This window comes from Paraburkholderia podalyriae (genome assembly GCF_014397785.1).
Taxonomy (GTDB): Bacteria; Pseudomonadota; Gammaproteobacteria; order Burkholderiales; family Burkholderiaceae; genus Paraburkholderia; species Paraburkholderia podalyriae.
Map to the genome: position 1 here is coordinate 131806 of NZ_VZQQ01000012.1, position 21096 is coordinate 152901.

The following is a 21096-nucleotide window of genomic DNA, read 5'->3' on the forward strand; positions in this document are numbered from 1 at the left end:
CATCGCTTTTCGCGCGCCAGTCGTCGGTCCATGGAGACACAATATGAAAATTGCGCAGATCGCCCCGCTGACCGAATCGGTGCCACCGAAACTTTACGGCGGCACCGAGCGTGTCGTGTCGTACATCACCGAGGCGCTGGTCGAGCAGGGCCACGACGTCACGCTGTTCGCGAGCGGCGACTCCGTCACCAGCGCGAAGCTCGAAGCGGTGTGGCCGCGCGCGCTGCGCCTCGATCCGGGCATTCGCGACCGCATCGCGCCGCATATGCTGCTGATGGAACTCGTGCGCCGCCAGGCCGAAGAGTTCGACGTGCTGCATTTCCACCTCGACTACTACTCGTTCTCGGTATTCAAGCGGCAGGACACGCCGTTCGTCACGACGATGCACGGCCGGCTCGATCTGCCCGAGCAGCAGCCGGTGTTCGACACGTTCAACACCGCGCCCGTGATCTCGATTTCGAATGCGCAGCGTCATCCGCTGCCGCAGGCGCGCTGGCTCACCACGGTCTATCACGGCCTGCCGGAACAGCTCTATACGCCGCAACCGGTCGAGCAGAAGTACCTCGCGTTTCTCGGCCGGATTTCGCCGGAAAAGCGCGTCGATACGGCGATCCGCATCGCGGGCCGGTGCGGCTTGCCGATCCGCATCGCCGCCAAGGTCGATGCGGCCGACAGCGAATACTTCGAGCGCGATATCCGGCCGTTGCTCGACCTGCCGTACGTCGAGTACATCGGCGAGATTGCCGATCATCAGAAGGCCGAGTTCTTGTCAGGCGCGCATGCGCTGCTGTTTCCGATCGACTGGCCGGAGCCATTCGGTCTCGTGATGATCGAGGCGATGGCGTGCGGCACGCCGGTGATCGCGTTCAATCGCGGCTCGGTGCCCGAAGTGCTCGAAGAGGGCGTGACCGGCTTTATCGTCGAGGACGAGATCGGCGCGGTGGCGGCCGTGAACCGGCTGCACAAGGTGCCGCGCGCGGGCGTGCGGCGGCGCTTCGAGGAACGCTTCACGTCGCACCGGATGGCGCGTCAGTATGTGGAGGCGTATCAGTCGGTGATTCGCGCGCAGAAGCGCTCGAGGTTCACGGTGGTCGATTCGTCGGGCGGTTGACGCGGGATCGTTGGGACGTGTCGAAGCATAGGACGGCGGTGCGTGACGCGCAGCGCCGTTTTTTTTCGCGCTTGAGATTTATTTCGCGCCTGGCCGGCGGCATCGGCATCACACAACTAAAAGACCGCGCGACGACCCGCACAGGGTCCTCCGCGCAGCCTTCGCCGCGATGCGATCCGGATGCAACACCTGCGCGCGCGTCGGGGTGCGCGCGCACGGGTTCAGCCAGGCGTGCCGATGAACGAGCTCAGATCTTCAGCCGCGAGACCTTCGTGCCTTGCAGCGACACGTCGCCCATCAGGCCCGCGTTGGTCATCACGAAAACCTGCACCGGCGCGGTGGCCGTGGTGGTGTCGACGGCGCCGTTCGCGCCGATCTTCACGAGCGCGACCGATGCATCGACGCCGGCCGACCAGCCGTTCGCGTTGCGGAATTTGTCGAGCGAATCCTGCGTCATGAACAGGAAGATGATCGCCTTCGACTGCGCACCCGCCTGCAAGCCGAACGAGCCCGACGCGGTGCTGTAGTAGCCGACCGTCGCGCCGCCCACCCGCAAGGCGCCTTCGCCATACTGGCCGCCGACGATCAAGCCCGCCTGCAGCACCGACGGGAACACCAGCACGCCGCGCGCCTTCGACACCAGCTCGCGCGAGCCCGGCACGGTCGTGAACAGCTTGGACAGCGTGCCGTCGACGCTGGCGTCGATCGACTGTCGTTTCGAGGCGTCGACATGAGCATTGTCCGGCGTGTTGCCCGTGGTCGTGCACCCGGCGAGTGCGAGGCCTCCGAAAGCAAGCGCAGCGGTCGTCTTCAACATGAAGTGTCGTCTTTGCATCGTTTTTCTCCGTCATGGATCCGGGGCGCAACCGTGTGGTGTCGCCTGGTTGCCTTTAAGTTATAACACACGGCGGTTTAAAAGGCGTATTGCATGGCGACGCTAAAAGCCTTATGTGACAAGGGTTTAAGGCTGATCGCAACAGCTTCGTCAGTAATTTTGACCGGCCGTGCGCGTGACGTCGGAACATGCGTCGAGCGATGATTGGACGGGAGCGAAGCCGACCGGCGCCCGGACGCGGCGATTTAGGGGACGCTTCGACGCGGCCATGCGACGCGCCGGTTTTTACCGATTTTCGCGTCGCGCGGCGGGCCTTCCACGTGGAGACGGAAATGTTGTTTCGACGCGTCGAATCGCAGCAGAGTGCAAGCGGCACAGTGGCCGTTCAACCGTGATTCGCCGGACTCTTGATCGCGGGCGGGCGCCGCAGCGCGCGCCGCACCATGCCGATGATCATGCCGATCGCGAACAGGATCGCCGCCGGCACGACCCAATAGCCGACGAACGCGTGCCACAGATAAGAGACCAGCGTCGAGCGGCGCACGCTGTATTCGTTGATGGCGTCCTGCTGGCGCGGCGCGTTGGCGGCCAGCACGTCGGCCGGGCAGCCGGCGGCTTTTGCCTCGTCGGGCTTGCCGTGGCAATGCGCGGGCGCGCCGGCGGCGCGCTGCGCGTCGGTGAAAGTCCAGGTGGTCAGCGCGCGGTCGAGATCGACCGCGTTGTACGACACTTCCTCGCGGATCTCGTTGACCGCGACGATCGCCACGGGTACGGCCCAAAATATGATGACCAGCAACCACCGCCTTAACCAGCGGTTTTTATGCTTCGATACCATCTTTGCCTCCAATCGATGCTCAGTAGCACCAACGACAAGATGGCGGCCCGCGTAGTTGACTGTTCTATATATGAGGGTGGGCCGTCTCCGCAGCCATCATAGAAGAAAACGGCGCGTTGCGGCGGGTGGGCTGCGAAGCGGGGGGATTCGATCGATGCGCATCGTGGGTGAGACGATGCGCCGGCGCCGCGTCGAGCGGCGGGCGCCGGCGTGGGGGATGGCTACGCCTGTCGCTCAGTTGGCCGGCGCAGACGACAGACAGGTCTTCATGAACGCCTTGCGGTCATCGCCCTTCTTGTCGGCCGCCTGCTTGTTGCAGGCCTTCATCTTGTCCTGCTGGCTCATCGGCGCGGCGGCGGCCGGCTTCGCGGCCAGACAGGTTTTCATGAACGCCTTGCGCTCGTCGCCTTTCTTGTCGCCGGCCTGCTTGTTGCAGTCGGCCATTTTGGTTTGCTGGCTGTTCTGCGCGAACGCCGGCGATACGAGTACCGCGCCCAGCACCAGCGTAGCGATAGCGGATTGGATTCTCATGGGACACTCCATCGGTGGTGAAAACGTTTATGGTCGTTCATGCGCGCGGGCGACGACGGCGTCCGGCAGCCCATCGGCGCATCCATTATGGCAAATGCCGTCTGCCAGAACGGCCCGAAATGCATTCTGGTTGACAGCGCCCGGCGCTCGTTTTCCCTGAGTGGCGCGCCGCGACGGGCGATGCGGCGTTTGAAACGATCGAATCAAAGGTAGCGGGAATCCTGTTATGCGATGCAGATTAGTTGACTGGATTATTTCAAGCATATTGAAATTAAATTACGGCGCCAGGTATTTAAGCTATTCCCATCACGCAATTTGCATTTCTTCATTGCTGCAAATGCACCTGAATAAAAAATAGGCATGAAATCAGGTCACTGCCGTTATGCCGAACCGCGACCCGATGCATGCCACTTGATGGCAACGCTCATCCTTGCGAGGAGTCTGACCATGCATTACCTGTTGATGTACGAGCTTGTACCTGACTATCTGGAGCGGCGCGGCGAGTACCGCGACGCGCATCTGAAACTCGCATGGGCCGCCGCCGAGCGGGGCGAACTGCTACTGGCCGGCGCGCTCGCCGAGCCGACCGACGGTGCGGTGCTGCTGTTTGCCGGCGCCTCGCCGGCGGTCGCCGAAGCCTTTGCCAAGGCCGATCCGTATGTGCTCTCCGGACTCGTCACGCGCTGGCGCGTGCGCGAATGGACCACGGTAGTCGGCGAGCACGCATCGAAACCGGTGCGCGCGTAACGTCGCTCGATGTGACGTCGTCGTCTGTGTAACGCCTTGAACCTCCGCGCATGCGCAGTGGCCGGCATGCGCGTCGCCGTCCTTCCGCCGACGGGCGAGACCGACGCTCCCAACAACCATCAAAAGGCATGGAAATGCATGCTGGATCGGCAATTGCATTTCTAAATCCCATTCGGTTCGTTGTTGCGGTATTGTGCTCTGCAATAGGCAGATCCGATGCCGGATAAGCAGCGGCTTCTGTTACGGCAATGCGTGAATCGATGCAGCGAAACGGAAAAGATTGTTTCTTTCCGTAACACTTGTCTCAGCCATACTCATGCAAAGAATGCGATGGTATGCTTCGTGCACACATTCTCCCATGCACGAGTGAGACCACCTCCTGTGCCTCGCAATAAGGAAGAGCCGCACCAATTACGGGCGGACTGCTCCAGCGAGGTAAACGGACAAAACAGATTTGTGCAACCGAGGGTCGCATACGGATCGTGAACGCTGAGAATCCGTGGCAGGCCCAAAGCCGCGGCCAGGCCAGGCCGCGTGGAGAAAATCCATGTTTTTCGATGAGCTAAACAACGACGAATGGGCGCTGCTCGCACCACTCGTCTCCGACGAGCCGGCCGTCCGTCTGAACCGGCGCGGCCGGCCGCGCGCCGAACCACGCATCGTGACGAATGCCGTACTGTGGATTCTGACCACCGGCGAGCCGTGGTCGAAGCTGCCGGGCCGCTATCCGTCCGGTCCCACGTGCCGCCGCCGCTTCGAAGAGTGGCAGCTTAACGGCACCCTGCTAGAGATGGTCCGCCTGCTGTCGCAGAACGGGCGCACCTTCGCGTACATTCCCCAACCGGCGGCGCCCGTTACGGCCAGACCCGAGGCACCGGTTGCGCAAACCCCGAGTCCGCGCGACGACAACACGCTGCGCGGCGTGTCGTGGAAGAGTCCCGAGTCGTGGCAGGCGCCCGGCGTCGCGAGCACGTTGAGCCCATGGCGCACGGCCGATCCGATCGGCGACATCACGCGGCAATTGTCCGGGCTTCCGTCAGCGGCGGCGCCGGCTGATCCGGCGACGACAACCGCGTTCGCGACTGCCGTGACGGCGGCGCGGATGCACGTCGAACCGGCCGCATTCGGCGCGTTCGAGCCCGTGGCGGCCGACGAGCCGCGCCCGTCGCTGACGATGACGCTCGCTCCGCGCGGCACGCAAGTCGCCGATTCGCGCGGTTATCTGATCTACGTGGTGGTCGAGGAAGTGCCGAATGCGATGTACCGCGCGTGGGCGGAGATCATCAGGGACGGCAGGCGCGTCGAGCGTTCCGGCCTTGTCGGTCCGCGCTTCTTGCATCCGGAACACGCGCAACAGTTCGCGCTCGACTGGGCGCGTCAGTGGATCGATCGCGAATGCGCAACCGATGCGGCGGCCAACGCGATGGCCGATGCCACATTCGAACCTGCGTCGGCACCCGCGTCGGCCGACCCCGCGCAGCGGTCCGTGGGCCGACCGTTGTCGGGCCTGCGTCATGTGCCGGATGCGGCGTCGATCAATGGCAGCGCAAATCAGGCGGCAAGTCATGGTGCACCATTGCACGGGCCGCTGAAGCCATCACTGAATGCATTACGCGGGCCGCTGCGTCGCTATCCGTCCGACTCCGCGACCGTGGGCGTGACAAGCGCACCCACCGTGACGACCGACAGCGGCACCACGGAGCGCTTTTCGGCGACCTACATGGAACTCATCTCGCACGTGGGATGAGCCCGGCGGTCCCCGCGGCCGCGTTACGCCGCCGCAGGTTCCCGCTTCATCATTGCGACCGGACGCGGGTCATTGCCGCCCGTACGTATCGTCGAAGCGCACGATATCGTCTTCGCCCAGGTACGAACCCGACTGCACCTCGATCATTTCGAGCGGCATCTTGCCCGGGTTTTCCAGGCGATGCTTGACGCCGAGCGGAATATAAGCCGACTCGTTTTCGGACACGATAAAGCGCTCGTCGCCGCGCGTGACGAGTGCCGTGCCGCGCACGACGATCCAGTGCTCCGCGCGATGATGATGCATCTGCAACGACAGCCGCGCGCCCGGCTTCACGACGATACGCTTGACCTGGAAGCGCTCGCCGGTGTCGACGGAATCGTAGTTGCCCCACGGCCGATGCACCTTGCGATGATTGGCCGCTTCGAGCCCGCCGTCCTCGCGAATCCGGTTGACGATCTTCTTCACGTCCTGCACGCAGGATTTGTCGGCGACGAGAATCGCATCGGCGGTCTCGACGACGACCAGATCCTGTGTGCCGACGCAGGCAATCAGTCGTCCTTCGGAATGCGCGAAGGTCGAGTTCGCGCCTTCGAACATCACGCGGCCGCGGCTCACGTTGCGATCGGCGTCCTTCTCGGAGATGTCCCAGATCGCGTCCCAGCAACCGACGTCGGACCAGCCGGCCGCCAGTGGCACGACCACGCCGGACGCGACGCCCTGATCGCCGCCGAGTTTTTCCATCACCGCGTAGTCGATCGAATTCGACGGCGACGCGCTGAACGCATCGCGCTGCAGGCGCAAGAAGTCGCCGTCCGTGCTGCTGCCCGCGAAGGCCGCCTCGCATGCTTCGCAAATGGCCGGTTGAAAATGGCGGATCGCTTTGAGCCACGTCGATGCGCGCATGATGAAGATGCCGCTGTTCCACCAGTATTCGCGTGATTCGACATAGCGCTGCGCGAGCTCCAGATGCGGCTTTTCGACGAATCGGTCGAGGCGGTGCGCGTTGAGGCGATCCGGTGCTTCGGTATCCGGAGCATCCTGCGCATCATCGGAACCGAGCGGCGCGCCGATGCGGATATAGCCGTAACCGGTTTCGGCACGCGTCGGCACGATACCCATCGTGACGATATGGCCGGCCGCCGCGTGCTGAACGCCGGCGGCGATCGCCGCGTGAAAGCCTTCGCTGTCGGTGACCGCGTGATCGGCGGGCATCACGACCATGATGCCGTCTTCGTCCTGCGCGGCGACGGACAACGCCGCCACCGTCAACGCGGGCGCGGTGTCACGGCCCACCGGTTCGAGTATCAGCCGGCTCGGCTTGCCGCTCGTGCGCAACTGTTCGGCCGTCGTGAAGCGCTGTTCTTCGTTGGCGACGACCACGAGCTGGCCGGCGAGCGGATAACCGGCTTCGAGCCGGTCGAGCCGGCGGGTCGTCGATTGCAGCAGCGACTCTTCGCCGAGCAGGCCGATCAGTTGCTTCGGATGCTGCTCGCGCGACATCGGCCACAGACGGGTGCCCGAGCCGCCCGCGAGTATCACGGGGTGAACCTTGAGCTTGACACCGGTTGCGGTTGAGGACATGGGCGAATGGGCGGCTGTGGGCCGGGTGCCGGCGGGCGTGACCGGGGCCGGAGCTGTCATGGTGAACTCTCCTCGAGGCTGGATGAATGCGTCGAGTTTTATCACGAAGTCGCGAATCAATAAAAGCGCGTTAAATACAATGCCGATAAAGAGCGCGCCGAACTTATTCGAAAAGCACGAAAAAATGCCAAATCGAATTATTCAAAAATAAAAAATACCTGAAAAAAATCGGCCGGGATTTTTTTGCGCTTAATGATGCGCAAGAATGGGGGCACGGATCGCGCCCACGCTTCGCGGGTGAGCATGGCGCGAATGCGAAATCTCTCCTATGCAAAAGGCTCGAATCGATCGTCCTGAAGGCGACGTCGATCCGCGATGCGGCAAAAAGTACCGCACAAAATGCATAAAAATACCGGAATTTTGACCGATACAATTTGAGATTTTTTGCGGTCTTGTCGTGCGAATTTTAATACCGCTTTATTGAGGTATGTACAGGGGTATTCACTCATTGAACTCGGCTTTTCCATTCCGGGAAATAAAAAGTGCAATGCTGAAACCCGCATGCAGCATCCATTTCAACCAACCGACGGATCGCACTTGACCGACAAACAGAGGGGCGGCGCATGCTGAGCGTTCTAGCGAGAATCATCGACATCGCCATGGTCGCGCTCGCCGCGGTGCTGGCGGCGGCCGTGCACAGCGGCACAGTGGCATGGCTCGACGATATGCAAAGCGTGTCGCTCGCGTTCGGCTGCCTGCTGGTGGTGGTGTTCTTCCCGGCGCTCGGCATCTATCAGTCGTGGCGCGGCAAGCCGCTCTACGACCTGCTGTCGCGCGTCGCGGGCGGTTGGCTGATGGTCGAAGTGACCGGCGTGCTGATCAGCTTCAGCGTGCACCGCTCGGACAGCCTGTCGCGGCTGTGGCTCGTGTACTGGGCGCTCGCGTCGATCGTGCTGCTGGTCGTCACCAAGCTCATCGTCCATTCGATTCTGCGCGGGCTGCGCCGCGAGGGCTTCAATCAGCGGGCGGTCGCGATCGTCGGCGGCGCGCCGTACGGCCGCTTTCTGATCGAACAGATGCGCGGCCGTCCCGAAGCCGGCTTCACGCCCGTCGTCGTGTTCGACGAGGACGGCACGATCAATCCGTATGAAGACCCGGACGCGGCCCGCGCGGTCGCGGGCGTGCCGGTCGAGCGCGACTATCAGCGCATGCTCGAACTGGTGCGCCAGCGCGCGATCCGCGAGCTGTGGCTCGCGCTGCCGATCTCGAAGGAGAAGGCGATCCATCGCTTCGTGATGGACCTGCGCAACGACTTCGTGAACATCCGCTTCATCCCGGACGTGGGCAGCCTGACGCTGTTCAATCAGCCGATGGTCGAGTTGCTCGGCGTGCCCGCGATCAATCTGGCCGCCTCGCCGATCACCGATCTGCGCGTGCTGCCCAAGCGCGTCTTCGACAGCCTGTTCGCGCTCGGCGCATTGCTCGCGCTGGCGCCGCTGATGCTCGCGATCGCGCTGATGGTCAAGCTCAGCTCGCCGGGGCCGGTGTTTTTTCGCCAGCGCCGCAAGGGCATCGACGGCCGCGAGTTCGAGATCTACAAGTTCCGCTCGATGAAAGTCCACCAGGAAACGGCCGGCAAGATCACCCAGGCGACGCGGCGCGATCCGCGCATCACCGCGGTCGGCGCGTTCCTGCGCCGTACCAGCCTCGACGAGTTGCCGCAATTCATCAACGTGCTGCGCGGCGAGATGTCGGTGGTAGGTCCCCGTCCGCATGCGCTCGAGCACGACGACATCTACAAGGATCTGGTGAAGGGCTACATGCACCGCTACCGGATCAGGCCGGGCATCACCGGCTGGGCGCAGATCAACGGTTATCGCGGCGAAACCGATCGCATCGAAAAGATGATGGGCCGCGTGAAGCTCGATCTGTACTACATGCAGCACTGGACCTTCTGGCTCGACATCAAGATCGTCGTGCTGACGCTGTGGAAGGGCTTCGCGGGCAGCAACGCCTATTGAACGTGGAGCGCCGGGCCGTGCCGATGCCACGCATCGCACGAGGGCATTCCTGAATCAACTCCATTTATCGAGGTGCAATCCATGAACCTGACGATCATCGGTAGCGGCTATGTCGGCCTCGTGACCGGCGCGTGTCTGGCCGACATCGGCCACGACGTGTTCTGTCTCGACGTCGACGCGCGCAAGATCGACGTGCTCAACAACGGCGGCGTGCCGATCCACGAGCCGGGTCTGCAGGAGATCATCGCGCGCAATCGTCGCGCGAAGCGCCTGACGTTTTCCACCGACGTCGAGGCGGCGGTCGCGCACGGCGACATCCAGTTCATCGCGGTCGGCACGCCGGCCGACGAGGACGGTTCCGCCGATCTGCAATACGTGCTCGCGGCCGCGCGCAACATCGGCCGCCATATGAACGGCTTCAAGGTGATCGTCGATAAATCGACGGTGCCGGTCGGCACCGCCTCGCGCGTGCGCGAAGTGGTGGCCGCCGAACTGGCCGCGCGCGGCGTCGAGCAGATGTTCTCGGTCGTGTCGAATCCGGAGTTCCTGAAGGAGGGCGCTGCCGTCGACGATTTCACGCGGCCCGATCGCATCGTGCTCGGCTGCGACGAGGACGTGCCCGGCGAAAAGGCGCGCGAACTGATGAAGCGCCTGTATGCGCCGTTCAATCGCAATCGCGAGCGCACGCTGTATATGGACGTGCGTTCGGCCGAGTTCACCAAGTACGCGGCCAACGCGATGCTCGCGACGCGGATTTCGTACATGAACGAGCTCGCGAATCTGGCCGATCGCGTCGGCGCGGACATCGAGGCGGTGCGCCGCGGTATCGGTTCCGATCCGCGTATCGGCTACGACTTCCTGTACGCGGGCTGCGGCTATGGCGGCTCGTGTTTTCCGAAGGACGTGCAGGCGCTGATCCGCACCGCGGCCGATCACCACGCGAACCTGCGCATTCTCGAAGCGGTGGAAGCGGTCAACGACGCGCAGAAACAGGTCCTCGCGCAGAAGATCGCCGCGCGTCTCGGCGAAGATCTGTCGGACCGCACGTTCGGCGTGTGGGGCCTTGCGTTCAAGCCGAACACCGACGACATGCGCGCGGCGCCGAGCCGCGAGCTGATCGCAGGGCTGCTGCGCCGCGGTGCACGCGTGAAGGCCTACGACCCGGTCTCGATCGACGAAGCGAAGCGCGTGTTCGCGCTCGATCTGCAGCACGTGCCGCAACAGCATGCGCGCCTGGCATTCGTGAACGAAGAGATGGAGGCGGCGAGCGGCGTCGATGCGCTCGTGATCCTGACCGAATGGAAAGTCTTCAAAAGTCCTGATTTCGATGCGCTCAAGCGCGTGCTGAAGACGCCGCTGATTTTCGATGGCCGCAATCTGTACGAGCCGGACGCGCTGCTTGAACTCGGCATCGAGTATCACGCGATCGGCCGGCGGCATGCGTTACGCAATGCGCCGGCGCGTGTCGGCGCGAACGGTTCGATGCAGGCGGCGGAACTTGCCGCGACGGCACCGGCCGTCGCACCGGCCGGCCGCTGAGACCACTGCGATCGCCGCGCGAGGAGTCCGCCATGTTCGACAACGTACTGATCGTCTGCCACGCCAACGTATGCCGCTCGCCCGCCGCCGAGATGCTGTTCAAGGCGCGCCTCGCGCGCGCGCCGCGCGCCGGCACCGCGCCGATCGCGTTTCATTCGGCGGGCATTCGCGCGGTGAACGGTCACGGCATGGATCCGGTGATGCGGCGCCTGCTCGAAGAGCGCGGCGTCGCCGCTGGCATCCACCACGCGCGGCGCCTCGACCGTTCGCTGGTACGCGCGGCCGATCTCGTGCTGGTGACCGAGCGCGCGCAGCTCAGCGATGTCGAATCGCTCGATCCGGCCGCGCGCGGCAAGGTCTATCCGCTCGGCAAGTGGGAAGCCGATTCGGACGTCGCCGATCCGCACGGCGGCGCGGAAGACGAATACAGGGAGAGTCTCGTGCTCATCGAACATCTGGTCATGGGATGGCTGAAAAAAATATGCTGAAGAAACCCCGCATCGAAAACGCATTCGCGAGCTTGCGCACGAAGCTCGCGGCCGTGCTTGCGCTGACGTCCTTTCTGTCGGCCTGCGCGACCGCCCCAGGCAATTATCTCGACACGTCGCGGCTCAAAGACAACGATCAGGCGCCGAGCGAAACCTATCCGGTCCATCTGATCGACGGCAAGCTGATCATGGCGCAGGCGCAGGCCGCCGCCGAAAAAATCCAGCCGTTGCCGCCGTCGACGCTGCCCGATCCGTCGCGGTATGTGTACCACCTCGCGCCGCAGGACATTCTCGGCATCACCGTGTGGGATCACCCCGAGCTGACCACGCCGCAGGGCAGTACGTTGTCCTCGGGCGGCAACACCACGCAGACGATCGCGGGCGCGTTGCAGCAGCCATATACGGCCGCGCTGCCGGGCCAGGCCGATCCATACGGCCAGACCATCGCCGCTGACGGCACGATCTTTTTCCCGTTCGTCGGCCGCATCCAGGCCGCGGGCAAAACCACGACCCAGCTGCGCGACCAACTCGCCGCCGGCCTCGTGCGCTTCATCCGCAATCCGCAGGTCGACGTGCGCGTGCTGTCGTATCGCGGCCAGAAGGTGCAGGTCACGGGCGAAGTGAAGCAGCCGGGACCGCTCGCGGTCAGCGACGTGCCGCTCACGCTGGTCGACGCGATCACGCGCTCGGGCGGCACCAACCCGGCCGCCGACATCCAGCGCGTGCGCCTCACGCGCAACCACAAGCTCTACGTGCTCGACGCCGATCGCATGCTCGATCAGGGCGATACCACGCAGGACGTGATGCTGCAGAACGGCGACGTGGTCAACGTGCCGGACCGTACCGACAGCCGCATCTTCGTGATGGGCGAAGTGAAGACGCCGATCCAGGTGCCGATCGTGCGTGGCCGCATGACGATCGCCGACGCGCTCACGCAGGGCGGCGGCATCCTCAACACCGATGCCAATCCGCGCCAGATCTTCGTGATGCGCGGCATGCGGGAGCATCCGACCACGCCTGAGGTGTTCCGCCTCGACATGACGCAGCCGGACTCGATCATGCTGTCCTCGCAGTTCCAGTTGCAGCCGCTCGACGTCGTGTACGTGGGCACCGCCGCGTCGACCACGTTCAACCGTGTGTTGCAGCAGGTGCTGCCGAGCGTGCAGACGCTGTTCTATCTGAAGCAGCTGACGCGCTGAACGTTTGGACGGTAGCGTGCCGCGCCGCTGTCGTCCGGGCGGCGCGGCACACGCAACGAATGCAGAAGTACCGCTGACGCGAAAGCCGAAGCCAACGACACGGGATCGAACTGTGAGCAATCAACTCTCTCCACACATGGCTGGTCCGATCAAGACCGAAGAAGAAGACGTCGTCCTCGGACAACTGGTGCAGGTGATCCTCGACGACATCTGGTGGCTGCTCGCGATCACCGCGATCATCGTCGCGATGGCGGTCGCGTACTGCTACCTTGCCAAGCCGATCTACTCGGCCGATGCACACGTGCGCGTCGAGCAGTCCGATAACACGTCGCAGGCGCTGACGCAGACGCAGACGGGCGCCGCGATCACCAGCGGTTCGACCTCGCTGCCGACCGACGCCGAGATCGAAATCATCAAGAGCCGCGGCGTGGTCGGCCCGGTCGTGCAGCAGCTGAAGCTGAACTTCAGCATCACGCCGAAGACGATCCCGCTGCTCGGCAACATCGCCGCGCGCCTCGCGACGCCGGGCCAGCCCGCGCGTGCCTGGCTGGGGCTCACGTCGTACGCATGGGGCGGGGAGAACATCGAGGTCGATTCGATCGACGTCACGCCATCGCTCGAAGGCGAGAAGCTGCTGCTGCGAGTGATCGACGCGCAGCACTATGAACTGTTGGCGCCGAACGGCTCGCCGCTGCTGCGCGGCCAGGTGGGCCAGCAGGCGCAGGGCGGCGGCGTGACGATGCTCGTCAACACGCTGGTCGCGCGGCCCGGCCAGGAGTTCACCATCGTGCGCTCCAACGATCTCGACGCGATCACCGCGTTCCAGTCGGCGATCTCGGTGCAGGAGCAGGGCAAGCAGACCGGCGTGATCCAGATCTCGCTGGAGGACAAGAGCCCGGAACATGCGGCGCTCGTCGCCAATGCGCTGGCGCAGTCGTATTTGCGGCAGCACGTGTCGAACAAGCAGGCCGACGCGAGCAAGATGCTCGACTTCCTGAAGAGCGAGGAGCCGCGCCTGAAGGCCGATCTCGAACGCGCGGAAGCCGCGCTGACCGCCTATCAACGTGAGTCCGGCTCGATCAACGCGAGCGACGAAGCGAAGGTCTACCTCGAAGGCAGCGTGCAATACGAGCAGCAGATCGCCGCGTTGCGTCTGCAGATGACGCAGCTCGCCGAGCGCTACGGCGACGATCATCCGACGCTCGTCGCCGCGCGTCAGCAGATGGCCGAGCTGCAAGCGCAGCGCACGAAATACGCGGACCGTTTCCGCAATCTGCCGGCCACCGAAGTGAAGGCCGTGCAGTTGCAGCGCGACGCGAAGGTCGCCGAAGACATTTACGTGCTGCTGCTCAATCGAGTGCAGGAACTGTCAGTGCAGAAGGCCGGCACGGGCGGCAGCGTGCATATCGTCGACGCCGCGCTGCGCCCCGGCGCGCCGGTCAAGCCGAAGAAGATGCTGATCATCTCGGCGGCAGTGATTCTCGGGCTGATCGCGGGCACCGGTTTCGTGTTCCTGCGCCGCAATCTGTTCAAGGGCATCGACGACCCCGATCACGTCGAGCGCGCGTTCCATCTGCCGGTGTTCGGACTCGTGCCGCAAAGCGTCGAACAGGCGCAGCTCGAAAGCAGCTACGTGCGCGGCGGCGAACGGCTGCGTCCGGTGCTCGCGAATGCGCGGCCGAAGGACGTGACGATCGAAAGCCTGCGCAGCCTGCGCACCGCGATGCAGTTCACGCTGCTGGACGCGCGCAACCGCATCGTCATGCTGACGGGCCCGATGGCGGGCGTCGGCAAGAGCTTCCTCAGCGTGAATCTCGCGATGCTGCTCGCGCATTCGGGCAAGCGCGTGCTGCTGATCGACGGCGACATGCGGCGCGGCGCGCTCGAACGTCAGATCGGCGGTCTGCAGGAGAACGGCCTGTCCGAGCTGCTGAGCGGCCAGATCTCGCTGGAGGAAGCGATTCGCGGGTCGAGCATCGAGGGCCTCAGCTTCATCTCATGCGGCCGCCGTCCGCCGAATCCGTCCGAGCTGCTGATGTCGCCGCGTCTGCCGCAGTACCTCGACGGCCTCGCGAAACGCTATGACGTGATCCTCGTCGACACGCCGCCGGTGCTCGCCGTGACCGATGCGTCGATCATCGGCGCGTATGCGGGCTCGACGTTCTTCGTGATGCGCTCGGGCATGCACAGCGAGGTCGAGCTTGCCGATGCGCTGAAGCGGTTGCGCGCGGCGGGCGTCCACGTGCAGGGCGGCATCTTCAACGGCATGCCGGCGCGCTCGCGGATCGGCTACGACCGCGGCTACGCGGCGGCCCAGGAATACCTGAGCACGTGACGCGAGCGACGGATCCCAGCTCGAGACGAACAGAGAGGACATCACGATGAAAGTGACGGTACTGGTACCGACCTATCGCCGCCCGGCCGATCTCACGCGCTGCCTCGCGGCGCTCGAGCGGCAATCGCGCGCGCCCGACGAAGTGATCGTGGTCGCACGCGTCGACGACGACGCGACGCACGCGTGCCTGCGCGATCGGTCCACCGGCGGCCGCCTGCCGCTCGTGATCGCGCCGGTGGACGTACCCGGCCAGGTCGCGGCGCTCAATCGCGGGCTCGATGCCGCGAGCGGCGACGTCATCGCGATCACCGACGACGACGCCGCGCCGCGCCGCGACTGGGTCGAGCGCATCGCGGCCGGGTTCGAAGCCGATGCGCGCCTCGGCGCGCTGGGCGGGCGCGACTGGGTGCACGAAAAAGGCCGCGTGCTCGACGGCGAGCGGCCGCTAGTCGGCAAGGTGACCGCGCACGGCAAGATCATCGGCAACCATCATCTGGGCGTCGGTGGCGCGCGCGAAGTCGACATTCTGAAGGGCGCCAACATGAGCTACCGGCGCGACGCGGTGCGCACGATCCGCTTCGACGCGCGTCTGCGCGGCGCGGGCGCGCAGGTGCACAACGACATGGCGTTCAGCCTCGCGGTAAAAAACGCGGGCTGGAAGCTCGTCTACGACCCGCAGGTCGCGGTCGATCATTTCCCGGCCGAACGTTTCGACGACGATAGACGCGACGCGCAGACGATGGCCGCGCTGCGCAACGCCGCGTTCAACTTCCATCTGATCCTGCGCGACCAGTTGCCGCCGCTGCGCCGCGAAACCGCGTGGTGGTGGTGGACGCTGGTCGGCACACGGCTTTATCCGGGCCTCACGCATGCGGCGCTCGCGCTGCTGTCGAAACGCGCGCAGTTGACGCTGTCGCGCTGGCGCGAGGTTCGTGCTGGCGCCCACGAGGCGCGGCGCGCACTGTCGAAGAGCGGAGTGTCCGCATGAGTACGAAGGTTCATGTCCATCTGTTTTACGGCGCCGATCCGCGCTTTTATCGCAAGGGCGACGACATCGGCTGCCTGTATGGTTATCACCATGCGCAGTCCGAAGCATTCGCGCTGACCTATTCGAAGGACGCGCGCGAAAGCCGTCCCGTGCGGCTCGTGCGGCGCGCGCTGAAGGCCGCGCTCGGCTTCGATTTCATTCATACGTGGCGCAATCGCGCGGAGATGCTGCGCTCTGACGTGATCTGGACGCATACCGAGCAGGAGTGGCTGTCCGCCGCGCTGATGCTGCTGCTGTGCGAGCGCAAACCACGGCGCGGCGCGTCGCCGCTGCTGCTTGCGCAAAGCGTCTGGCTGCTCGACAAGTGGCCTTCGTACGGCATCGCGCGCCGCTGGTTGTATCGCAAGCTGATGACGCGCGCGGATCGCTTGACCACGCTCGCGAGCGAAAACGCCGGGTTGTGCCAACGCTATTTCAATCGCGACGCGACGCCGCTGCTGTACGGCCTGAACACGCGCGACTTCCCAGTCACCCCGCCGACCCAGTGGACGCCGCGCACGCCGCTGCGCATCGCGGCGATCGGCAACGATCGCGACCGCGACTGGGAGACGCTGATCAAGGCGGTCGGCAACGATCCGCGCTACACGGTGAAGCTCGCGACGCGGCGGCGCATTCCCGCGTCGCTGCGCGCGTCGAACGTCGAAATCGCGCTGTTCTCGGGCATCAAAAAGCAACACGAGCTATACGACTGGGCCGACGTAATCGTCGTGCCGCTGCGGCCTAACTCGCACGCGTCGGGCATTACCGTGATGCTCGAAGCGGCAGCGGTGGGCAAGCCGATGGTCGCGACCGACGTCGGCGCACTGCGCGATTATTTTCCCGCCGACGAAGCCGCCTACGTGCCGCCGTTCAATCCGCAGGCACTGCGCGATGCGCTCGACCGGCTCGCCGCCGAGCCAGTCGAGGCGCTGCGCCAGGCACAGGCAGCGGCGGCCGGTCTGCTCGCGCGCGATCTGACCACGCAGCACTATGCGATGCAGCATGTGCGGATCACGCGCGAAATGCTGAGCGCGCGCGGGCAGGCGAACGCGCCCGCCGCGGCCACGCAAAAGCAACGCGCCGCACCGGCGCGCGAATCGCGCGGAGGCCTATAAGCGATGTCGACGATTCCGCGCGCGAACCCGTTGCCGCCGCCAGCCGCCGCCAACGCCGGCCCCGTCAAAAACGCCGCGAGCGGGCTGCTGTCCGGCGGCCCGCGGGAATGGCTGCCGCCGCTATTGCTGTGGCTGATCACCGCGGTGCTGATCGTCGCGCACCAGGGCACGGTGCTCACGCTCGCGTTTCCGGTGCTCGCGATCCTGACGGGCCTGTGGCTCTACTTCAGGAGCCCGGCGCGCTATATCGGCTTCATGTGGTGGCTGTGGTTCCTGAGTCCCGAAGTGCGGCGTCTCGCCGACTGGTCGAAGGGCGCGTTCACGCCGACGAGCCTGATCCAGGTCGCGCCGCTCGCGGTGACCATGATCAGCGGCCTGTCGCTGCTGCGCTACTACCGGCTGCTCGCGCAGCGCCGCGGCTTGCCGGTGCTGCTGATCCTGCTCGGCCTCGTCTACGCGTTCCTGATCGGCGTGATGTCGAGCGGCCCGCTCGCGGCCACCTACGACCTCGCGAACTGGCTCTATCCGATCCTGATCGGTTTTCACATCATGGCGCACACGCGCCAGTACCCGCGCTATCGCGACACGATCATCAACACGTTCATCTGGGGCATGCTGGTGATGGGCGGCTACGGCCTGATCCAGTTTTTCATCATGCCGCCGTGGGACGCGCTGTGGATGCTCGGCTCGCAGATGAACTCGCAGGGCGACCCGGTGCCGATGGGCGTGCGCGTGTTCAGCACGATGAATTCGTCAGGACCGTTCGCGTTCGCGATGATGGGCGCGATGGTCTTCGTGATGGCCGCGCAGCACCGCGTGCGCTGGATCGCGGCCGGGCTCGGCTTCTTTTCGTTCGCGCTGAGCCTCGTGCGCTCGACGTGGGGCGGCTGGGTCATCGCGCTGTTGATCCAGCTCGTGAAATCGAACAACAAGGTGCGCGTGCGCATCGTCGGTAGCGCGGTGCTGCTCGCCGGCTTCTGCGTGCCGCTGCTTGCGGTGGGTCCGGTGGCCGAACGGATGCAGGCGCGGCTCGGCACGATCGTCAATCTCCACGACGACCAGAGCTACGCGGCGCGTAACGAGTTCTACGCGAACTTCGCGAAGACCGCGTTTACCGACGTCTCGGGCGAAGGCCTGGGCGCGACCGGCACCTCGACCAAGCTCTCCAACGACGGCGGCCAGCTCGGCCAGTACGGCAACTTCGACAGCGGCGTGATGAACATTCCGTTCGTGCTCGGCTGGCCCGGCACCTTGCTGTACATGTCCGGCATCGTGTGGCTGCTGACCCGCGCGGTGCTCGCGTCGTTCAGGCTGCGCGACGACAAGTTCGTCTCGGCGTGCCTGAGCCTGTGTCTTGCGACCTTCGCGATGCTCGTGTTCACGAACTCGCTGGTCGGCACCGGCGGCCTGCTGCTTTTCATCAGCGCTTTTTCGATTCTTTCCGCGGTCCACTACGAAAAAATGAACCGCGGACGCACGTTATTTCTCCACGGAGGCACGGATTGAGAGTCGCCATTGTCACGCACGTAGTGCGCCATAACGACGGCCAGGGGCGCGTCAATCACGAGATCGCGCGCGCGGCGCTCGACGAGAACATCCGCGTGACGCTGGTTGCGTCGCACGTGGCGCCCGAACTGCTCGCGCATCCGAACGTGCGCTGGGCGCCGATGAAGATCGGCCGCTGGTGGCCGACCAATCTGTTGCGCCAGCAGGTTTTCGCGGCGAAGAGCGCGCTGTGGCTGCGCGCGCATCGCCGCGACTACGACGTGCTGCACGTGAACGGCTTCATCACGTGGATGCGCGCCGACGTCAATACCTCGCATTTCGTCCATAGCGGCTGGTTCGCGAGCAAGTACTATCCGTTCGGCCTCACGAAGGGCGTGTGGTCCGCGTACCAGTCGGTTTATACGCGCTGCAACGCGCTGCTCGAGCGCTGGGCGTACCGGCGCTCGAAGGTGATCACCGCGGTGTCGCAGAAGGTCGCCGACGAAATCCGCGCGATCGGCCTCACGCCGGGCAACCGCGTGGATGTCATCTACAACGGCGTCGACACCCAGGGCTTCGCGGCGGCGAGCGGTGATCGCGCGAAGTTCGGATTGCCGGGCGATGCGTTCCTGTTGCTGTTCGTCGGCGATCTGCGCACGCCGCGCAAGAATCTCGGCACCGTGCTCGCCGCGTTGAAGCATCTGCCCGAGCACGTGCAGATCGCGGTGGCCGGCTTTCTGCCGGGCAGTCCGTATCCGGACGAGGCAAAGGCGCTCGGCATCGCGCATCGCGTGCATTTTCTCGGGCTCGTGAAGGAGATGCCGGTGCTGATGCATTCGGTCGACGCGTTCGTGTTTCCGTCGCGCTACGAAGCGATGAGCCTGTCGCTGCTCGAAGCGATGGCGGCGGGGCTGCCCGTCGTGACCGCTCGCACCGCGGGCGGCGCCGAGATCATCACGCCCGAGTGCGGCATCGTGCTGGGCGATCCCGACGACCCGCAAGCTCTCGCTCGCGCGGTCGCGCAACTCGCCGGCGACGACACCGCGCGCCGCGCGATGGGCGCAGCCGCGAGCGAACTCGCGACCGGCTTCGGCTGGGCGCGCATGGCCGCGCAATACATCGCGCTGTACCGGCAACTGGCCGGACAGCAGGAAAACCGCCGGCGCAGCCAGACCGAAGCAACGGTGGTCGCGCAGAACGATGCGCTGACGCTGAACCATCTCGCCGGACAGAAGAGCGTGGAATGAACGCGCGGACCGCGCAAGCCACGCTATCGACATAGCAACCCACCGCAAGCAATACACAGGGGCACACCTTCATGACGACTGGCTCAATCAAATCACTGCAGATCGGGATGCACTGGTTTCCCGAACGCGCGGGCGGCCTCGACCGCATGTACTACTCGCTGGTCGGCGCGCTGCCGGGCGCGGGCGTCGCGGTGCGCGGCGTCGTCGCCGGCTCGCCGAAAGTCGCGACCGATACCGGTGGCGCGATCAACGGCTTCGGCTCCGCCGCGCAATCGCTGCCGCTGCGGCTGATGGCGGCACGCCGCGCGCTGCGCCATGAAATCCGTACGTCGCGGCCCGACGTGATTTCGTCGCATTTCGCGCTCTATACGTTTCCGGGTCTCGACGTGACGCGCGGCATTCCGCAGGTGTCGCATTTTCAGGGACCGTGGGCCGACGAGAGCCACGTCGAAGGCGCCGATTCGCTCGGCCAGCGCGCGAAGCGCTATCTGGAACAGTCGGTGTACGCGCGTTCGTCGCGGCTGATCGTGCTGTCCGAAGCGTTCGGCAAGATCCTGACGACGCGCTACGGCATCTCGCCGGAACGCGTGCGCGTGGTGCCGGGCTGCGTCGACGTCGAGCAGTTCAATCTGCCGATCACGCGGGCCGACGCGCGTCTGCGGCTGCAACTGCCGCAGGACCGGCCGATCGTGCTCGCGGTGCGCCGCCTGGTGCGGCGCATGGGCCTCGAAGATCTGATCGACGCGGTCAAGCTGCTCAAACGCAGTGCGCCCGATGTGCTGCTGCTGATCGCCGGAAAGGGCCGGCTCGAAGGCGAGCTTCAGGCGCGCATCGGCGACGCCGGGCTCGAGCACAACGTCAAGCTGCTCGGCTTCGTGCCCGACCAGCATCTGGCGGCGCTGTATCGCGCGGCCAATCTCAGCGTCGTGCCGACCGTCGCGCTGGAAGGCTTCGGGCTCATCACCGTCGAATCGCTTGCGTCGGGCACGCCGGTGCTGGTGACGCCGGTCGGCGGATTGCCCGAGGCGGTGGCGGGATTGTCGCCCGATCTGGTGTTGCCCGAGACCGGCGCGCAGGCGATCGCCACGGGTCTCTCTGGCGCGCTGAAAGGCACCCTGAAGCTGCCCGATGCCGATGCGTGCCGCCGCTATGCGCGCGAGCACTTCGATAATGCGGTGATCGCGAAGCGCGTCGCCGCGGTCTATGCCGAGGCGATTGCGGCGGACGCGCTGCATTGAAGCGGCGCGGCGGCG

Annotated in this window: 17 protein-coding genes; 13 read left to right on the forward strand and 4 right to left on the reverse strand. The window is 65.1% G+C overall.

All coding sequences use genetic code 11. The features are described 5' to 3' along the window. Positions 1–43 precede the first annotated feature (43 nt). Positions 44–1111 (forward strand): glycosyltransferase family 4 protein, encoded by a 1068-nt coding sequence (locus F6X42_RS16595; protein WP_187635261.1) that lies wholly within the window; start codon positions 44–46, stop codon positions 1109–1111. Positions 1112–1358: 247 nt separating this feature from the next. On the opposite strand, the gene F6X42_RS16600 is transcribed toward F6X42_RS16595, so the two are convergent. The 3 genes from F6X42_RS16600 to F6X42_RS16610 all read right to left on the reverse strand — a co-directional run bounded on the left by F6X42_RS16600 (position 1359) and on the right by F6X42_RS16610 (position 3312). Further along, positions 1359–1946 carry a BPSL1445 family SYLF domain-containing lipoprotein gene (locus F6X42_RS16600; protein ID WP_187635262.1) on the reverse strand — a complete coding sequence of 196 codons (588 nt, stop codon included), beginning with the start codon at positions 1944–1946 and terminating at the stop codon, positions 1359–1361. 385 nt (positions 1947–2331) lie between these two features. Beyond that, positions 2332–2781, reverse strand: coding sequence for a hypothetical protein (locus F6X42_RS16605; protein ID WP_187635263.1), 450 nt, complete (start codon positions 2779–2781; stop codon positions 2332–2334). Between the two features lie 234 nt (positions 2782–3015). After that, positions 3016–3312 carry a PsiF family protein gene (locus tag F6X42_RS16610; protein ID WP_187635264.1) on the reverse strand — a complete coding sequence of 99 codons (297 nt, stop codon included), beginning with the start codon at positions 3310–3312 and terminating at the stop codon, positions 3016–3018. A gap of 447 nt (positions 3313–3759) precedes the next feature. Here F6X42_RS16610 and F6X42_RS16615 point away from each other — a divergent pair, with 447 nt between their 5' ends. After that, positions 3760–4059, forward strand: a complete 300-nt coding sequence (locus tag F6X42_RS16615) for a YciI-like protein (RefSeq protein ID WP_187635265.1) — start codon at positions 3760–3762, stop codon at positions 4057–4059. A gap of 547 nt (positions 4060–4606) precedes the next feature. Next, a complete protein-coding gene (locus F6X42_RS16620) occupies positions 4607–5806 on the forward strand; it encodes a DUF6566 family protein (protein ID WP_187635266.1) in 1200 nt (399 codons plus the stop codon). 69 nt (positions 5807–5875) lie between these two features. Here the strand turns inward: F6X42_RS16620 and F6X42_RS16625 are convergent, their stop codons facing one another. Continuing rightward, positions 5876–7447 carry a mannose-1-phosphate guanylyltransferase/mannose-6-phosphate isomerase gene (locus F6X42_RS16625; protein ID WP_376776373.1) on the reverse strand — a complete coding sequence of 524 codons (1572 nt, stop codon included), beginning with the start codon at positions 7445–7447 and terminating at the stop codon, positions 5876–5878. A gap of 563 nt (positions 7448–8010) precedes the next feature. Here F6X42_RS16625 and F6X42_RS16630 point away from each other — a divergent pair. From F6X42_RS16630 to F6X42_RS16675, 10 genes are all read left to right on the forward strand, one after another. Further along, on the forward strand, positions 8011–9408 hold the full coding sequence (locus F6X42_RS16630) for an undecaprenyl-phosphate glucose phosphotransferase (RefSeq protein ID WP_187635267.1): 1398 nt from the start codon (positions 8011–8013) through the stop codon (positions 9406–9408). Positions 9409–9489: 81 nt separating this feature from the next. Beyond that, a complete protein-coding gene (locus F6X42_RS16635; RefSeq protein WP_187635268.1) occupies positions 9490–10947 on the forward strand; it encodes a UDP-glucose dehydrogenase family protein in 1458 nt (485 codons plus the stop codon). 32 nt (positions 10948–10979) lie between these two features. Then, the gene (locus tag F6X42_RS16640) at positions 10980–11435 is read left to right on the forward strand and encodes an arsenate reductase/protein-tyrosine-phosphatase family protein (protein ID WP_187635269.1); all 456 of its coding nucleotides are present in this window, start codon (positions 10980–10982) and stop codon (positions 11433–11435) included. Then, positions 11429–12634: a polysaccharide biosynthesis/export family protein gene (locus F6X42_RS16645; RefSeq protein WP_187635270.1), complete on the forward strand. Its 1206-nt coding sequence runs from the start codon at positions 11429–11431 to the stop codon at positions 12632–12634. The genes F6X42_RS16640 and F6X42_RS16645 overlap by 7 nt, the downstream gene beginning before the upstream one ends. A gap of 136 nt (positions 12635–12770) precedes the next feature. Next, entirely contained in the window at positions 12771–14969 is a 2199-nt protein-coding gene (locus tag F6X42_RS16650) for a polysaccharide biosynthesis tyrosine autokinase (protein ID WP_187635331.1), read from the forward strand. Between the two features lie 46 nt (positions 14970–15015). Next, positions 15016–15957, forward strand: a complete 942-nt coding sequence (locus tag F6X42_RS16655; RefSeq protein WP_187635271.1) for a glycosyltransferase family 2 protein — start codon at positions 15016–15018, stop codon at positions 15955–15957. Then, on the forward strand, positions 15954–17111 hold the full coding sequence (locus F6X42_RS16660; RefSeq protein WP_187635272.1) for a glycosyltransferase family 4 protein: 1158 nt from the start codon (positions 15954–15956) through the stop codon (positions 17109–17111). The genes F6X42_RS16655 and F6X42_RS16660 overlap by 4 nt, the downstream gene beginning before the upstream one ends. Before the next feature lie 3 nt (positions 17112–17114). Further along, positions 17115–18617, forward strand: a complete 1503-nt coding sequence (locus F6X42_RS16665) for a glucose-6-phosphate isomerase (protein ID WP_187635273.1) — start codon at positions 17115–17117, stop codon at positions 18615–18617. Beyond that, complete coding sequence (locus tag F6X42_RS16670; RefSeq protein ID WP_187635274.1) at positions 18614–19843, forward strand: glycosyltransferase family 4 protein; 1230 nt, start codon at positions 18614–18616, stop codon at positions 19841–19843. Before F6X42_RS16665 ends, F6X42_RS16670 begins: the two co-directional genes overlap by 4 nt. 71 nt (positions 19844–19914) lie before the next feature. Continuing rightward, positions 19915–21081 (forward strand): glycosyltransferase family 4 protein, encoded by a 1167-nt coding sequence (locus tag F6X42_RS16675; RefSeq protein ID WP_187635275.1) that lies wholly within the window; start codon positions 19915–19917, stop codon positions 21079–21081. Positions 21082–21096: the final 15 nt, after the last annotated feature.

Excerpts from the sequence above, each read along its gene's own strand:
- F6X42_RS16595 (WP_187635261.1), top strand. The coding sequence starts at position 44 with ATGAAAATTGCGCAGATCGCCCCGCTGACCGAATCGGTGCCACCGAAA.
- F6X42_RS16600 (WP_187635262.1), bottom strand. The coding sequence starts at position 1,946 with ATGCAAAGACGACACTTCATGTTGAAGACGACCGCTGCGCTTGCTTTC.
- F6X42_RS16605 (WP_187635263.1), bottom strand. The coding sequence starts at position 2,781 with ATGGTATCGAAGCATAAAAACCGCTGGTTAAGGCGGTGGTTGCTGGTC.
- F6X42_RS16610 (WP_187635264.1), bottom strand. The coding sequence starts at position 3,312 with ATGAGAATCCAATCCGCTATCGCTACGCTGGTGCTGGGCGCGGTACTC.
- F6X42_RS16615 (WP_187635265.1), top strand. The coding sequence starts at position 3,760 with ATGCATTACCTGTTGATGTACGAGCTTGTACCTGACTATCTGGAGCGG.
- F6X42_RS16620 (WP_187635266.1), top strand. The coding sequence starts at position 4,607 with ATGTTTTTCGATGAGCTAAACAACGACGAATGGGCGCTGCTCGCACCA.
- F6X42_RS16625 (WP_376776373.1), bottom strand. The coding sequence starts at position 7,447 with ATGACAGCTCCGGCCCCGGTCACGCCCGCCGGCACCCGGCCCACAGCC.
- F6X42_RS16630 (WP_187635267.1), top strand. The coding sequence starts at position 8,011 with ATGCTGAGCGTTCTAGCGAGAATCATCGACATCGCCATGGTCGCGCTC.
- F6X42_RS16635 (WP_187635268.1), top strand. The coding sequence starts at position 9,490 with ATGAACCTGACGATCATCGGTAGCGGCTATGTCGGCCTCGTGACCGGC.
- F6X42_RS16640 (WP_187635269.1), top strand. The coding sequence starts at position 10,980 with ATGTTCGACAACGTACTGATCGTCTGCCACGCCAACGTATGCCGCTCG.
- F6X42_RS16645 (WP_187635270.1), top strand. The coding sequence starts at position 11,429 with ATGCTGAAGAAACCCCGCATCGAAAACGCATTCGCGAGCTTGCGCACG.
- F6X42_RS16650 (WP_187635331.1), top strand. The coding sequence starts at position 12,771 with ATGGCTGGTCCGATCAAGACCGAAGAAGAAGACGTCGTCCTCGGACAA.
- F6X42_RS16655 (WP_187635271.1), top strand. The coding sequence starts at position 15,016 with ATGAAAGTGACGGTACTGGTACCGACCTATCGCCGCCCGGCCGATCTC.
- F6X42_RS16660 (WP_187635272.1), top strand. The coding sequence starts at position 15,954 with ATGAGTACGAAGGTTCATGTCCATCTGTTTTACGGCGCCGATCCGCGC.
- F6X42_RS16665 (WP_187635273.1), top strand. The coding sequence starts at position 17,115 with ATGTCGACGATTCCGCGCGCGAACCCGTTGCCGCCGCCAGCCGCCGCC.
- F6X42_RS16675 (WP_187635275.1), top strand. The coding sequence starts at position 19,915 with ATGACGACTGGCTCAATCAAATCACTGCAGATCGGGATGCACTGGTTT.